This window comes from Chryseobacterium sp. RLHN22 (genome assembly GCF_051011795.1).
Classification (GTDB): domain Bacteria; phylum Bacteroidota; class Bacteroidia; order Flavobacteriales; family Weeksellaceae; genus Chryseobacterium; species Chryseobacterium zhengzhouense.
In genome coordinates this window covers 239,598-252,713 of sequence record NZ_JBPCHW010000003.1, presented here as the reverse complement: position 1 = coordinate 252,713, position 13,116 = coordinate 239,598, and the positions used below count along the sequence as shown (strand labels likewise).

Sequence of the window (13,116 nt, the reverse complement as noted above, 5' to 3'; positions counted from 1 at the left end):
TTAACTTTTAGATGGTTTGGTCAATTATTTCTGCTGTTGGGGCATTCAATTTTACAGAAGTAATTCCGCTTTCCATACCTGATTTTGAACTGTAGAACTGGCTTTTACCAATGATTTCTCCGTTTCTTGCTTTCAATACGAAATAATCTTTTCCGTTTACAGCAATTCTTCTATCATATCTGGAATCATCCTGAGAGTTGATCCTTACAGATTCTATCCCTTTATGGCAGCTTGCTTTTGTTGTGTAGCCTTCGCTTGTTAAAATAATTTCGCCATTTTCGGCTTTTAGATTAAATTGGTTTTCACCGTTTACTCTTTTGGTAATAATAAATTTTCCCATGATTGAATTTTTTTATTACTCCAAAAGTATAACCCTTTGAAAAGCAATCCTTACGGTTTCCCGTAAACAAAAAAACCTTTCAATAATTTGAAAGGCTTCGAAGAGTTAATTAAGAGAAGTTATATAATTCCTAAGTCTTTGCAGAAAGCGACCAACTGTTCGTTATTGCTGATTCCCAAATCTTCTTTTAAAGTGTTGAGTTTTTTTTCAATACTGCTTAAGCTATTGGGTTTTATATTGTTGTTTTGCAGAAATACGGGGATGTTTTTCTGTAAAACTCCCTGCGAAAGCAGAGAAACCAACGTAATATCATAGCTGGTGAATTCGTAATTGTTCAGCTTCTTTATATCTTGTTTTAAATCAAGTGAAAGATAATTTTCATTATTGTAAACAGAGTTGATTGCTTTTTTTAATTCTTTAGAGTCATGTCTTGCTTTTCGTACGTAACCGTTTATTCCGTAATCTGAAAAAAGAGAGTCTATAATTCCGGATTTGTGCTCTGCTGAAAAAACAATTATTTTTAAATCAGGTTGCTCTTGTCGGATTGCTGAAATTAATTCTTTGCCATCTTTCAGTTTTTGAGGATGGTGATCTTCTTCATAATAAAGATCAGTGATGAGCAAATCATAAGGCTGTTTTTCACGAATGGCTTTCTGTGTTTTTGCTAAAGCATCATCGCAATAATATACATAATCAAAGCTTTTGATATGGAGTTCTTCTAACGTTTTTTGGACTGAAATATTGATGCTTTCGTGATCTTCGGAAATTAAAATTTTTTTAAACATTTTTTATTTTTTTAAGAAACAGGAAATGAAATATTAATTTTCAGTCCTTTTTCGGTTTTGGTGTCAAAAATAATTTTTCCGTTGATGTTGTCTATACGGGAAACCGTATTCGACAGACCGTTTTTGAAAATTAGCTCATTAGAAATACCAATTCCGTTATCTGTATAATGAATGTTAATGTTATTATTTATTTTTTCAAATCTTAAAGCAACATTGCTCGCATTACTATGTTTTTTCATATTCACCATAAGTTCACGAATGACTTGGTAAACCTCTGTTTGAGTAGATTTTGAAGCGTTTTCCCATAATTTCTCATCATTTCCGGCAGTGAACGTATTGACTTCCTCGTTTTTAAAAGATGCGATGAGATTTGAAATTTTTTCTTTAAAGTCCTGATCAGAAGAATCTGGTTTGTCATAAGAAATATCTCTGGATTTTTCGTAAACAAATTCTAATTCATCAAGCGCCTGTTCTTTATTGAAATTGTCTTGATTTTCAATTTTTGTCATCACCTGATAAATACCGTTGGCAACAACATCGTGTACTTTTTTAGATGTCTTAAGCTGTTGCTCTTTTAATTTGTTTTCGGATTCTAGTAGAAGTCTTTGCTTTCTTTTTCTATAGTAAAATATTCCACTAGCTAAAACGATTAACAAAGTTGCGATCCCAATATTTCGTTGTAAAACTTCAAACTCTTTTTCAGCTTTATCAGCCTTTAGTTTTTCTACATCATATCTTATAACGGCAAATTGATTTTTTGCTTTGCTTTTTGCAATTTGCATACTGTCATTTAGCGTTTGAAATCTCAAAAAATATTTAGAATAATTTTCCTTATCTAAGGTTATAATTTTTTGTAACGCTTGTATCTGATCTTCTTTACTATTATTTTTAGTTGAAACATCTAACATTTTTTTAGCATAGTAAAGAGCTTGCTTAGAATCTTTTCTTAAGAAATAATTAGACAATGTAGCGTAACTTGAATTCTCTTCGTAAAGATTATTTTCTGCCTTTCGGATTTCTAAAGCTTTATAAAGTTCAGGTAAAGCATTGTAATTAGAGTTTTCATTGAATTTTGCTCTTGCTAAGTTATTTAGAGCACGAGCATAACTAATTTTGTTTTTGGTATCAAGAGCTTGATTTAAATTTTTTTTGGCTTCTGGATATCTTTTGATGGTTGTTAATACGTTTCCTAAATTATTGTAATAAGTATATTTATTTTCGGGATCATTTGAATATTTAAGAGCTTCTTTATAAAACTTTACGGAATTATCAAATTCATAAAGATATGAAGAACAAATCCCCATATTGTTATAGCTTGACGCTAATATAAGCCTTGTAATACTATCTTGGGTGTTTTTAAGGAATTTATTTGCTTCAAGAGAAGTTTCTATACTACCATAATAATCACCTTCATCATGTTGTATAATTGCCATATTAACTAAGGATTTCCCGACGCCTACAGAATCAGATATTTCTGAAAAAGAGATTTTTGCCAAATTAAAATAGTAAAATGCAGAATCTTGTTCTGTTGCTTTTGCTTTTTTATAATAAATGTCTGCGATATTCTCTTTATGATTTAAAGAGCCTTTTTTATTACAAAAAAATAATAATGTTATTAAAATAAGGAAAAAATACTTTTTCATATGGTATCTTAGTTTACAGTACAAATTAATAAAAAAGAGCAGATTAAAACAATCTGCTCTAAAATATTATTAAGGTCTAGGACTTGGTGGTGGAGTTTGTCCAGTATTACCTCCTGTGTTGCCTCCACTACCTGGTGGATCTCCCGGATCGGTTCCCGTCCCAGGACTAATTCCTGTTCCGCCGCTTTGGATTATTACTGTATTTCCGTTGTCACAATTTGTAGTATTTGCATTATTATTTCCGAATGCTAAACCTAATAGCATTAATATTAATTGGATCATTTCCGTTAAATTTTTGAAGTTGAAATTGTTTTTCTTCCTCTCGCAGATACTTTGATCTCGAGCTGTACACGTTAAATTTCGAAGCGCTTCTAAATTTTTGGGAAGTAAACCTTCAAAAACGGAAGAGAAACATCTGCTTCCCAACCCGGAGTTTTCTTCCGTTTTATCAGGTGTTTTTAGAAATCAGTTTTGTAAATTTGTTTTTGTAATGTTTTGTTTATCACTAATCTCTGATGCAAAGATGCAGCGGAAATGAAAGTAGGGGTTAGAAAGTTTTTGGAAAGAATTTGGAAAGTTTTCCAGAGATAGCTTACGGAAAACCGTAAGGTGCTTGATCTTAATTTTCTTAATTTTCGCAATAATAATCTATGAGTATGTCCAAATTTTTACCTGAGAGAAAAAAATTACTGGAGGATGTTTTTGAAAAAGTTTCAAATGAAACCCCTGAAACATCGTTTAGTGGTATTACAAAATATCTTGAAAGAACTTTATTTGATGATTATCGAATTACTTTGAGTTATAAATCTTTTGAGACCTATTATAAAGCAATCGTTGAAAGAGAGGAGGATTATAATATTAAACCAATTATATTAGATGATTTAAGTAGGTATTTAGGGTTTGAGAGCTTTAATGATTATTGCTCTGGTTGGAAAAGTTTTGAATATAAAATACATCAGGCATTATCAAATTTGGTGATAACTGTTATAAATAAGCCGATTCTAAAAATGCCTGAGTTTCTCATCAAGCAAAGTAGTTTGGGAATTGGAGGTTTTATTATTGTAGCACTCTTTCTGACGGGGAATGTCTACTTGTCGAATAAAAAAAATAATCAAGAAGGCTCTACTTCTTTTGGATTTTTAAGCTCTGCGCCCGAAAAGAAAAAAGAATGTATGTATTGGGATAAAAGCCAATATAGATTAGCTTATTGCGACGATAAAGATCCTCATAAAGAGTTAAAACCTCTTGATACTGTTGTCTTAAAGTATTTTAAAATGATTACCAGAAAAGATACCTTGACGGTCGATAAAGCTTTCGGAAAAGTTTGGTATTCTAAATACAACGGAAATGTTGAATTTTTTACAATGGATGGAATTAATCCTGAAAATGGAAAAGATTTGAGATTTGCTACAGAGTATATGATAGATACTTATGGTGGTGGGCAATAAAAAAAGCGAAGAAAATCTCCGCTTTAATTTTTATTGTGAATCAGCATTTAGCATTCCTAACTCTCCAAAATGCTTTTTGAATTTCTGAATTTTTGGCCCAACAACTGCACTGCAATAAGGTTGCGTCGGGTTTTCATTGTAATATCCCTGATGATACTGTTCTGCAGGCCAGAATTTTTCAAACTGTGTTAATTCTGTAACGTAAGTTCCCGGCCATCTTCCAGATTCCTGTGAAGCTTTGATGGCTTCTTCGGCTTTTGCTTTCTCTGCTTCATCTTTATAATAATTAACAGAACGGTATTGCGTTCCGATATCATTTCCCTGTCTGTTTAATTGAGTTGGATCGTGAAGAAAGAAAAACACATCCATCAGTTGCTCATAAGAAATAACTGAAGAATCATAGGTGATCTGAACAACTTCTGCATGACCGGTTTCTCCAGTGCAGACTTCTTCGTATGTCGGATTGTCTTTATGCCCTCCCGAATAACCTGAAATTGCAGATTCTACACCTTTCAGCATATTAAAACAGCTTTCCACACACCAGAAACATCCACCACCAAAAGTGATTTGCTGTAAATTATTTTTATCCATTCTTAAGTTGAGTGATTGTTAAAACGTTTTCTTTTTTATGGCAGAAAACGAACTCAAAATTATGAAAAAGTTTTTCATTTGAGAATGCTTTAACTGTTTTAGAATAAATTGCAATAATAGATTTCACAAATGATAAAATGTGCATTAAAAAAAGCACCCTGCTGGATGCTTTTACTATTAAAATTTCTGATTGTTTTCCCAAACCAGGGCGCTTGCACCAAGAATGGCAGCATCTGCCTCATCAAGTTCGCTGAAAACCAAACGTACTTTATTTCTGAAGATAGGAAGAAGATTTCTCTCCATATGAAGTTTTGCGGGTTTTAAAATGAAATCTCCGGCTTTAATAACTCCTCCGAATAATAAAATGGCTTCGGGGGACGAGAACATCACGAAATTCGCCAATGCTTCTCCTAATTTCTGACCAGTATATCTAAATACCTCAATCGCTACAGGATCTCCTTTTAAAGCACATTCGTGGACGGTTTTAGAATTAATGGCATCTTCAGGAAACTGATTCAGCATAGAATCCGGAAATTCTGCCCTCATTTTTTTTGCGGTAATGGCAATTCCTGTTGCAGAAGCATAGGCTTCAAGACTTCCTTCGGAACCTGTGCTCCAGTGCTTTCTTCCGCCTGGTTTTACAATTGTGTGACCTAATTCTCCCGCAAAACCATCATGTCCGTACGTTAAATGTCCGCCTGAAACAATTCCGCTACCTACACCGGTTCCTAAAGTAATCATAATGAAATCTTTCATGCCTCTTGCTGCACCGTACATCATTTCGCCTAAAGCTGCTGCATTCGCATCATTGGTCATTTTACAAGGACTGTTGAACTTTGCTTTCATTATATCAGCAAAATTAATAACGCCTTTCCAAGGAAGATTGGGAGCAAGTTCAATTGTTCCTCTATAGTAGTTTGCGTTGGGAGCACCTACACCGATCCCTTCAATTCCCCCTTCACAATGCTTATCGATTAAAGGCTGTATCTGCTCAAAAAGTGCATCTACAAATGCTTCAGGTGTATTATATTGGTCTGTTGGCAAAGAACCTTTCGTTAAAATTTCTCCTCTGTGATTTACGAGGCCAAATTTGGTATTGGTTCCACCGATATCGATACCTAATGCAACCTGTTTTGACAAATCTACTACTGACATTTTCTTATTGTATAATTTCGAGGCAATAAATTTATAAAAAAGATTGTATTAATAATGTGCAATCGGGATTTATTTAAAAATCAGACTGCTTTTTTGGTCTTTTTTCTTCTTCCCCACCAGATTAAAAATCCTGTTACAGGAAGTGACGCACAGATTAAGCTTACCATAAAGGCAATTATCTTTGTGGGCAAACCTAAAATGGATCCTACGTGGATGTCATAATTGGCTCCGACCGTTTTTTCACCAAAATTTTTATCTTTCATATCGTGGGTGTGCAATAGTTCTCCCGAGTTTTCGTCAAAAATCAAACTGCTGCTTTTGTGATAAGAATAGGATAAATGCTTTACATACACTTCAAAATTAGGATGTTCATGATCATCCATATGCGGATGTCCTAAATCAACAGAAAATCCGTATGAATCAGGATATTTTGCCTGAACTGTAGAGATTACTTTGTCTAAAGTAGTGTCTGTTCTCATTTCAGCCGGAGCTTTTGTCTTGATATGAGAAAAGTCAGGATACACTGTGCTTCCGCCCGAAAAAACGAAGTAAATCATTGCCTGAACCACAAAAAAGGCATAAAAAAGTCCTGTAATTGAGAAAATTAGAGCGAAAATCGAGGCATAGAATCCTAAGACATTGTGCAGATCGTAGTTTTTTCTTTTCCAGCTTTTAACATTCTGCCATTTGAAAGAGAAGCGCTGCTTTCTGGCTGCCTTATTTTTCGGCCACCAAAGAATAATTCCGGAAATCAACATGATCACAAAAATAATAACCGGAATTCCGACCACATATTTTCCCCAATCCTGCTTCAGTAAGAAGCTCCAGTGAATCGATTTTACAATATTGAAAAAACCATTCTTTTCATCGTAAACCTTTAATACTTTTCCGTTGTAAGGGTTTACATAAGCCGATTTATAAATTGGAAATTCATCAAAATAATTCCATGTTTTCACATCATGTTCGTACCAATAAAAAATATAAGACATCTTTTTGTCGATCGGAACATTTGCCCAATGGATTTTGTACTTTTCTTTCACCTGTTGGTCGACCATTTTTTCTAATGTGCGAATCGGAAGTACCTGTTTTTGGGCAATATTTTGTTCTTTATGATAGATGACTTCTTTTCTTGTGAAATTTTCTACTTCATCTTTAAATACGAACAGCGTTCCTGTGATAGAAACAATAAAAATAATCAGACCGACAGATAATCCTAACCATAAATGCAGCTTTCCTGTCCATTTTTTAAAAGGGCTGATTTTCTTTTTATGATGATGCTTTTTCTTCATTCTTTTCTAAACTTCGGCAAAGATAATATTTTAAATTTATTTAGAATATTTATAAATTATTGGCTTTATGATTATTTTAAACATGATTGAGTTGAAAATTCTATTGCAAAACAGAATTGATGAGTCAAATTATTTGAGTTTTGTCCTCAATAAAAACTACTTTGATTTTTTTATTAATCATTTTTAACAATTTCAACTTCTTACTTTTTGAAATAAAAGTTTCAATACATTAAAATTTATATTCAACCATAAAAGTTCCCCTCATCCCTAAAGAATTGGTGAAGTCTGCATCTCTTGCAGCCCACCAGGCAATTGCAGGCTGGTACATTTTATTGAAAAGGTTTTCAATACCTAAAGAGACCTTCCAGTTGCTGTTGACTTCGTAGCCTGATTTAAAATTGAAAACTGTGTATTCCGGTACTTTTCCTTCCCCATAAACATACAATCCTGTTTTTGAATTCGGAGAAAACCTGTTTTGTCCAAAGACATGAAGCATATCCAATCCGACTGACAGTTTTTGGATTGGCCTTGCCTGAATATAAGCGAGAACTTTCGGCGCAGAAATTCTGCTGTTGTTGATTTTTGTGGAATAATCTCCATCGTCTTTTGGCGAAGTAATTCCTTCGATCCAGCTGTAGCTTCCTCCGAAGTTGATCCATTTTGTCGGATTGAAATGAAGAAATCCTTCCACACCATACACTACTTCAGGTGCTCTCTGAATGGTCAAGGCTCTGTCCGGGCTTTGAATGAAAGAAGCTCCCAGTTTTGATGTACTTACATAAGATGTTATTTCATAATTGATCCATTTTGTAAGCTGTCCCGTTGCTCCCAATTCGTAATTATTGACGATGATCGGTTTTGTTTCAAGGTTTGTAATGGTATCAGACGTTGAAGTTCTTAGTATTCTTCCCAACTCATTAATCGAGTAAGACTGTGAAAAACTCCCGAAAAGATTGATCATGGAGTTGATATTGTAGCGAACTCCAATATTTCCTACCAAAGCATTATACTCAAGATCGCCACCTTTTACGAAGATGCTTTGAGTAAATGTTCCGTCGTTTTTAATGCTGGAAAGCGTGTTGAAGTCTCCTACTTTCACTTGCATATTTTCGTATCGGAGACCTCCTTTAATGGTAATTTTCTTTAATAAGTCAATTTTAACCAACATGAAAGGAGCAATATTTGTCATATTCATATCGGGAGTCCAATAACGGCCGTCTTCAAGTTTCTGAACAGTTTGATCATTTAAAACATCAACTCCGTAAATCACTTCTCCCTGAGAATTTTGAGAATTCCAAAGCTGCGTATCAAAGTTGGCTCTCGCTCCGTATTTTTTAGAAATTACGTTGGATTGCCCTCCGCCAAAGAATGTGTCGCTGTAGCCATAAACCGTTCTGAAATCCTGCATATAAAGGTTCACATTTAATGACGTTCCTTTCCATATATTTTTGTTGTCGTAGCTGAGTTTTAAATTGTGATTTCTCGGAGTTCCCTGCGGTGTGGTTTCAAGGTTTTTACCTTCACCTTCTCCAATTGTCGGAGTCATGCCGTATTTTCCTGTTATTAAACCTAAATTAAGATCAGATCTCGAGGCATAGCCAATGTAAGATGCTTCAATTCGCTGATCGTCATTAATGTTATAGCCTAATTTCAACATTCCGTTGTAATTATCCATTTTCGCGGGGCTGTAGGTAGGGCTTAAATTTACCCCATCCGCATCTTTCATATAGCCCGTTCTTTCGTACGCCAATGAAGCAACGTAGTCAAACTTTTTAGCAAAACTTCCGGAAAGCATTTGGCTTGCCCTAAACCCTAATGTTTCGCCGTAAGGCTGTCCTGTAATACCAATCTGAGAAATTCCTGAAATTTTTTTGTCGGAATTGTTTTTCCGTGTAATATAATTAATGATACCTCCATCGGCGCCATTTCCATAAATGGATGAGGCGCCTTTAATGACTTCAATTCTTTCAATGACAGAAGGATCAATGGATCTTAAATCTCTGGCTCCGTTTCGCAAAGGTGTTGATTGCGGAATTCCGTCAATTAAAACCAAAACCTGGCGTCCTCTTAAGGTTTGCCCTGTATTTGAAGTCTGTCCTGAGCTTGTTGCCAAACTCGGAACGGTATACTGTAGAATACTTGTAATATCTGAATTTACTGTCAGCTGTGACTGAACCTGCTTTTCACCGACAATTGTTACGGAACTGGGAATTTCTTTTATGCTTTCTTTTTTTCTGGAAGCAGTGAGTACAACTTCGTCTACATTTTTTATTTTTAAACTGTCTTTTTTCTGTGCAAATGCAGTAACGGTTGCGAGACAAGATGCTGATAATAGTGCCTTTTTCATTATATTTTCTTTCCTTTTTTATTCTTTTTTCCCCACCATACTAAAAATCCGGTAATCGGCAATGATGTACAGATGAGTCCTGCAATAAACCAGATAATTTTTCCAATCAATCCGAAATAAGATCCGGTATGAATATCGTAATTGGCATTAGCATATTTTTCTGCGCTGTTGAGCTGCTGATGTGGTTTATTGAATAGTACTTTCCCTGAATATTTGTCGAAGGCAACCTGGCTTCTGATGGCAAATTTTCCGTCTTCATCATAGATTGTGACCGGAATGTTTTGTAATTCTTTCCCTTTTTTATTTTTTCCGTTGAGCGGTATTCTAAAACTGGAAGAGACCGGGTATAGTATTCTTGTTTCCTGAGCGGCAAGATCAAATACTGAATTGTTTTTTGACAAAAGAGAATCCGGAGACTTTATTTCTTTTTCTTTCGGAAGTTCTAAAGACCCTGACAATGTATAATTAAAAATATTTTTTACCCAGGGATAAGAAAAGTAAATACCCGATATGCCCATAAGTAAAGCAATGAACGAAGCATAAAAGCCTAAGATTTGATGTAGATCGTAGTTTTTGCGTTTCCAGGTTTTTACATTTTCCCATTTGAACCAGAACCGTCCTTTTGCTGATTTTTTATTTTTTGGCCACCAAAGAATAATTCCTGTAATCAGCATAATAATGAACAAAACAACTGGAATTCCCACCACATATTTTCCCCAGTCTGATTTTAATAATAAACTCCAATGAATGGATTTGAGAATAGGGAAGAGGTCATACTTCTCGTTGTAAACTCCAAGAATTTCGCCTGTATATTGATTGACGTAAATAAGTTTATTGATTTTTACTTCATCAAAATAATTCCATGCTTTTTTATCTTTTTCGTAGTATAAAAATTCGTACGATTTGTTTTTGTCTAAAGGAATTTCAACGGAACTGATCGGATATTTTTCATTTAGTTCTAACGAAACTTTTTCCTTTAAAACTTCAATTGATAGTGGTTTTTGCGTAACCGTTTCAGCTTTTATATAAATAGCATCTTTTCTAAGCTGGTTTTGAATTTCATCTTTAAAAACATACATTGTCCCCGTCAAAGAAACGATAAACACAACAATCCCAACAGACAAACCTAACCACAAATGCAGTTTGGCAGACCATTTTTTTGTGAAAGAGGGTTTCTTTTTGTGGCGATGTTTTTTTTTCATAGTAAAAAAAAGCTAACCAGAGAGATTAGCTTTTATTTATTTAATTAAAATTTATAAGCAATTGTTCCTAAGAAGTTTGCTAAAATTTGCGGATTAGCGGTCGAGTAACCTGTCCAGTAATGTTCATTGGTAAAGTTGTCAACTTTAACCCCGATTCTGAATTTCTTGGCATCGTAAAATGCATTGGCATTCAAAACAAAATATTTTGGTAAAATGAAATCTCCTGTTACATTATTGTCACTTGCATAATTTCCACCAAATCCGAATCCGAGACCTTTTATTTTTCCATCAACAAACTGATAAGCAAGGTTGAAATTTGCGTTCCAGAAAGAACCAGCTGTTGTTGGTCTTAAATCTGTTGATTCATCTACTGTATCGTTGTAAGCCAAACCTCCTACTAATGAGAAACCTTTAACAAGATATGCATTAACTTCCAGCTCAAATCCTTTGCTGAGTGTAGAAGCAATTTGTTGTTGAACTGAAACAAAATTTGGAGCATACTCTCCCGTGTACAGCAACTGGTTTTTCACTTTAATATTGTAATAAGAAAGGGTAGCATTGAATCTGTTGTTAAATAAACTTGCTTTGAAACCACCTTCAAACTGATTTCCTCTTTCCGGCTCTGATAAAGTTGTATTTCCTGCTGTATCAGAAGTATAGTATCCTTTGGAACTAAAAGAGTTTTGGTAGTTACCAAAAACCGAGAATGTACCTTTCACGATTTCATAAACAATTCCTGCTTTTGGTGAAAACGCAGATTGATTGTATGCTTCCTCTGTATTTGGCCCGGATGTCCCGCCTAAATAATCGTTGTTTTCATAACGAAGTCCAGCCATGATGTGCAAGTTTGCAATCGGAGTGAATAAATTGGAAATATATCCTGAATAAGTATTCAAATCTCTTAAATAATCCCAAGTTGAGAAATTATTTGTGTCAGCATAAAGAGCTTCTAAAGCAGAAGCGTTCATTCCTGAATAATCTGCGCCTGAAGCAGCTACCGTATCAAAATTAAAGTTTAGATACTTGTAACGTAATCTTTCTGTAGTTCTCATATAATCAAAACCGACAACTGTTTTATTTTTCATTCCATTAGAGAAATTATAATCGAAGTTGAAGTTTTGCTGAATCTGAAACCAGGATTTTTTACTTCCATTTGTTGACTGGTCTGCTCTTGCAACCAAATATGAAGAAGAAGTGTTATCGTAAGCAACAGAAAAATAGGGATTATAGCCGTCAGAATAAGAATCGGAATTATTGATGTAAGTACTTGACGTGATATTATTGTTGATCTTCCATTTTACATTTCCAAAAATATTGGAGTTTCTTGCGGTCATATACAAATCGTTTCCGGTGAAAGATTCTTTATAATCCAGGCCTGCCGCTTTTTCCAAATCTTTCATGTTATCAATTCCATTCAAAGTTTTTGGTGAAAGATAAAAGAAATAAGGATTTGCGGTTACTCGATTGTTGAACAATTCATAATCTACATTCAACTGAACTTTATCGGAAACATTCCAAGTCAAGCTAGGAGCAAAGGTTGAATATTGATTCTTAGCATCGGGTTTTGTGAAATTTCCTTCGTTTGTATAGGCTGTATTTACACGGAAAAGTAAGTCTTTTGTAATTGGCGCATTAATATCTGCAGTTGCTCTGTAAATATTATAACTTCCTGCAGAAGCCGAAACAGCACCAAAGAAGTTTTGCTGAGGTTTTTTGGTTACTCTATTAATAAGACCACCGTAAGAAGCTACTGTACTTCCGTAAAGTGTTCCCACCGGACCTTTTAAAAATTCTAATGTTTCAACATTAATTGCATCAATTGTTGAAGTAACTGGAGCAACCATACCATTTCTTGTGGAAGCCTGTGAAGGGAAACCTCTCAAAACAAAAAATGATCCACCGTCGCCGGCTCTTCCTGTCGGATTCCACATTTTTTGCAAACCGGTTACATTTCTGTAGGCATCATCCACTGTGAAAATATTCTGATTTTCCAAAATTCCTCTATCAATAGAAGAATAGACTTGTGGATTTTCTATAAAGCTTACCTGCATCTTGTTGGAAGATTCTGTATCAAGTTTTTTCACCAATTTATTGATGATAACTTCTTCTATATTTTTAGAGGCTGTAGAATCTTTTTTCTCTTGCGCATAAGTTACTAAAGAACCTAATATTGAAATACCAACTAATACTTTTTTCATGAAAGTCAAATTTCCTGCAAATATATTGTTTTTAATTATTCTAAATTAGCAATGTGTGTGATTTTTGTCAGTTTATTAAGATTTATTCCAAATAAAAAAGTCCTGTTGAATTTTTCAA

11 protein-coding genes are annotated in these 13,116 nt (G+C 34.3%); 1 reads left to right on the top strand and 10 read right to left on the bottom strand.

The window, feature by feature from the left end; genetic code table 11:
- Positions 1 to 7: 7 nt before the first annotated feature.
- The 4 genes from ACR1PN_RS04950 to ACR1PN_RS04935 all read right to left on the bottom strand — a co-directional run bounded on the left by ACR1PN_RS04950 (position 8) and on the right by ACR1PN_RS04935 (position 3,050).
- Entirely contained in the window at positions 8 to 340 is a 333-nt protein-coding gene (locus ACR1PN_RS04950; RefSeq protein ID WP_378179621.1) for a YegP family protein, read from the bottom strand.
- A gap of 119 nt (positions 341 to 459) precedes the next feature.
- Positions 460 to 1,125, bottom strand: coding sequence for a response regulator (locus ACR1PN_RS04945; RefSeq protein WP_433979114.1), 666 nt, complete (start codon positions 1,123 to 1,125; stop codon positions 460 to 462).
- An 11-nt stretch (positions 1,126 to 1,136) separates the two neighbouring features.
- On the bottom strand, positions 1,137 to 2,768 hold the full coding sequence (locus ACR1PN_RS04940; RefSeq protein WP_433979113.1) for a tetratricopeptide repeat-containing sensor histidine kinase: 1,632 nt from the start codon (positions 2,766 to 2,768) through the stop codon (positions 1,137 to 1,139).
- A 69-nt stretch (positions 2,769 to 2,837) separates the two neighbouring features.
- Positions 2,838 to 3,050, bottom strand: a complete 213-nt coding sequence (locus tag ACR1PN_RS04935) for a hypothetical protein (RefSeq protein ID WP_433979112.1) — start codon at positions 3,048 to 3,050, stop codon at positions 2,838 to 2,840.
- 374 nt (positions 3,051 to 3,424) lie between these two features.
- Here ACR1PN_RS04935 and ACR1PN_RS04930 point away from each other — a divergent pair, with 374 nt between their 5' ends.
- Positions 3,425 to 4,216 (top strand): hypothetical protein, encoded by a 792-nt coding sequence (locus ACR1PN_RS04930; protein WP_433979111.1) that lies wholly within the window; start codon positions 3,425 to 3,427, stop codon positions 4,214 to 4,216.
- Positions 4,217 to 4,246: 30 nt separating this feature from the next.
- Here ACR1PN_RS04930 and msrA read toward each other — a convergent pair whose 3' ends face one another.
- From msrA to ACR1PN_RS04900, 6 genes are all read right to left on the bottom strand, one after another.
- Positions 4,247 to 4,807 carry a peptide-methionine (S)-S-oxide reductase MsrA gene (gene msrA, locus ACR1PN_RS04925; protein ID WP_433979110.1) on the bottom strand — a complete coding sequence of 187 codons (561 nt, stop codon included), beginning with the start codon at positions 4,805 to 4,807 and terminating at the stop codon, positions 4,247 to 4,249.
- A gap of 177 nt (positions 4,808 to 4,984) precedes the next feature.
- Positions 4,985 to 5,962, bottom strand: coding sequence for an ROK family protein (locus tag ACR1PN_RS04920; protein WP_433979109.1), 978 nt, complete (start codon positions 5,960 to 5,962; stop codon positions 4,985 to 4,987).
- 80 nt (positions 5,963 to 6,042) lie between these two features.
- Complete coding sequence (locus tag ACR1PN_RS04915) at positions 6,043 to 7,251, bottom strand: PepSY-associated TM helix domain-containing protein (protein WP_433979108.1); 1,209 nt, start codon at positions 7,249 to 7,251, stop codon at positions 6,043 to 6,045.
- Between the two features lie 229 nt (positions 7,252 to 7,480).
- Positions 7,481 to 9,598 carry a TonB-dependent receptor gene (locus ACR1PN_RS04910; RefSeq protein WP_433979107.1) on the bottom strand — a complete coding sequence of 706 codons (2,118 nt, stop codon included), beginning with the start codon at positions 9,596 to 9,598 and terminating at the stop codon, positions 7,481 to 7,483.
- Entirely contained in the window at positions 9,598 to 10,800 is a 1,203-nt protein-coding gene (locus ACR1PN_RS04905) for a PepSY-associated TM helix domain-containing protein (protein WP_433979106.1), read from the bottom strand. The genes ACR1PN_RS04910 and ACR1PN_RS04905 overlap by 1 nt, the downstream gene beginning before the upstream one ends.
- A 44-nt stretch (positions 10,801 to 10,844) precedes the next feature.
- Positions 10,845 to 12,998 (bottom strand): TonB-dependent siderophore receptor, encoded by a 2,154-nt coding sequence (locus ACR1PN_RS04900; RefSeq protein ID WP_433979105.1) that lies wholly within the window; start codon positions 12,996 to 12,998, stop codon positions 10,845 to 10,847.
- Positions 12,999 to 13,116 lie beyond the last annotated feature (118 nt).

What these genes read in the sequence shown, in the direction of transcription:
- ACR1PN_RS04935 (WP_433979112.1), bottom strand. Translation starts at nt 3,050, where the DNA reads ATGATCCAATTAATATTAATGCTATTAGGTTTAGCATTCGGAAATAAT.
- ACR1PN_RS04920 (WP_433979109.1), bottom strand. Translation starts at nt 5,962, where the DNA reads ATGTCAGTAGTAGATTTGTCAAAACAGGTTGCATTAGGTATCGATATC.
- ACR1PN_RS04910 (WP_433979107.1), bottom strand. Translation starts at nt 9,598, where the DNA reads ATGAAAAAGGCACTATTATCAGCATCTTGTCTCGCAACCGTTACTGCA.
- ACR1PN_RS04915 (WP_433979108.1), bottom strand. Translation starts at nt 7,251, where the DNA reads ATGAAGAAAAAGCATCATCATAAAAAGAAAATCAGCCCTTTTAAAAAA.
- ACR1PN_RS04930 (WP_433979111.1), top strand. Translation starts at nt 3,425, where the DNA reads ATGTCCAAATTTTTACCTGAGAGAAAAAAATTACTGGAGGATGTTTTT.
- ACR1PN_RS04900 (WP_433979105.1), bottom strand. Translation starts at nt 12,998, where the DNA reads ATGAAAAAAGTATTAGTTGGTATTTCAATATTAGGTTCTTTAGTAACT.
- msrA (WP_433979110.1), bottom strand. Translation starts at nt 4,807, where the DNA reads ATGGATAAAAATAATTTACAGCAAATCACTTTTGGTGGTGGATGTTTC.
- ACR1PN_RS04945 (WP_433979114.1), bottom strand. Translation starts at nt 1,125, where the DNA reads ATGTTTAAAAAAATTTTAATTTCCGAAGATCACGAAAGCATCAATATT.
- ACR1PN_RS04940 (WP_433979113.1), bottom strand. Translation starts at nt 2,768, where the DNA reads ATGAAAAAGTATTTTTTCCTTATTTTAATAACATTATTATTTTTTTGT.
- ACR1PN_RS04905 (WP_433979106.1), bottom strand. Translation starts at nt 10,800, where the DNA reads ATGAAAAAAAAACATCGCCACAAAAAGAAACCCTCTTTCACAAAAAAA.
- ACR1PN_RS04950 (WP_378179621.1), bottom strand. Translation starts at nt 340, where the DNA reads ATGGGAAAATTTATTATTACCAAAAGAGTAAACGGTGAAAACCAATTT.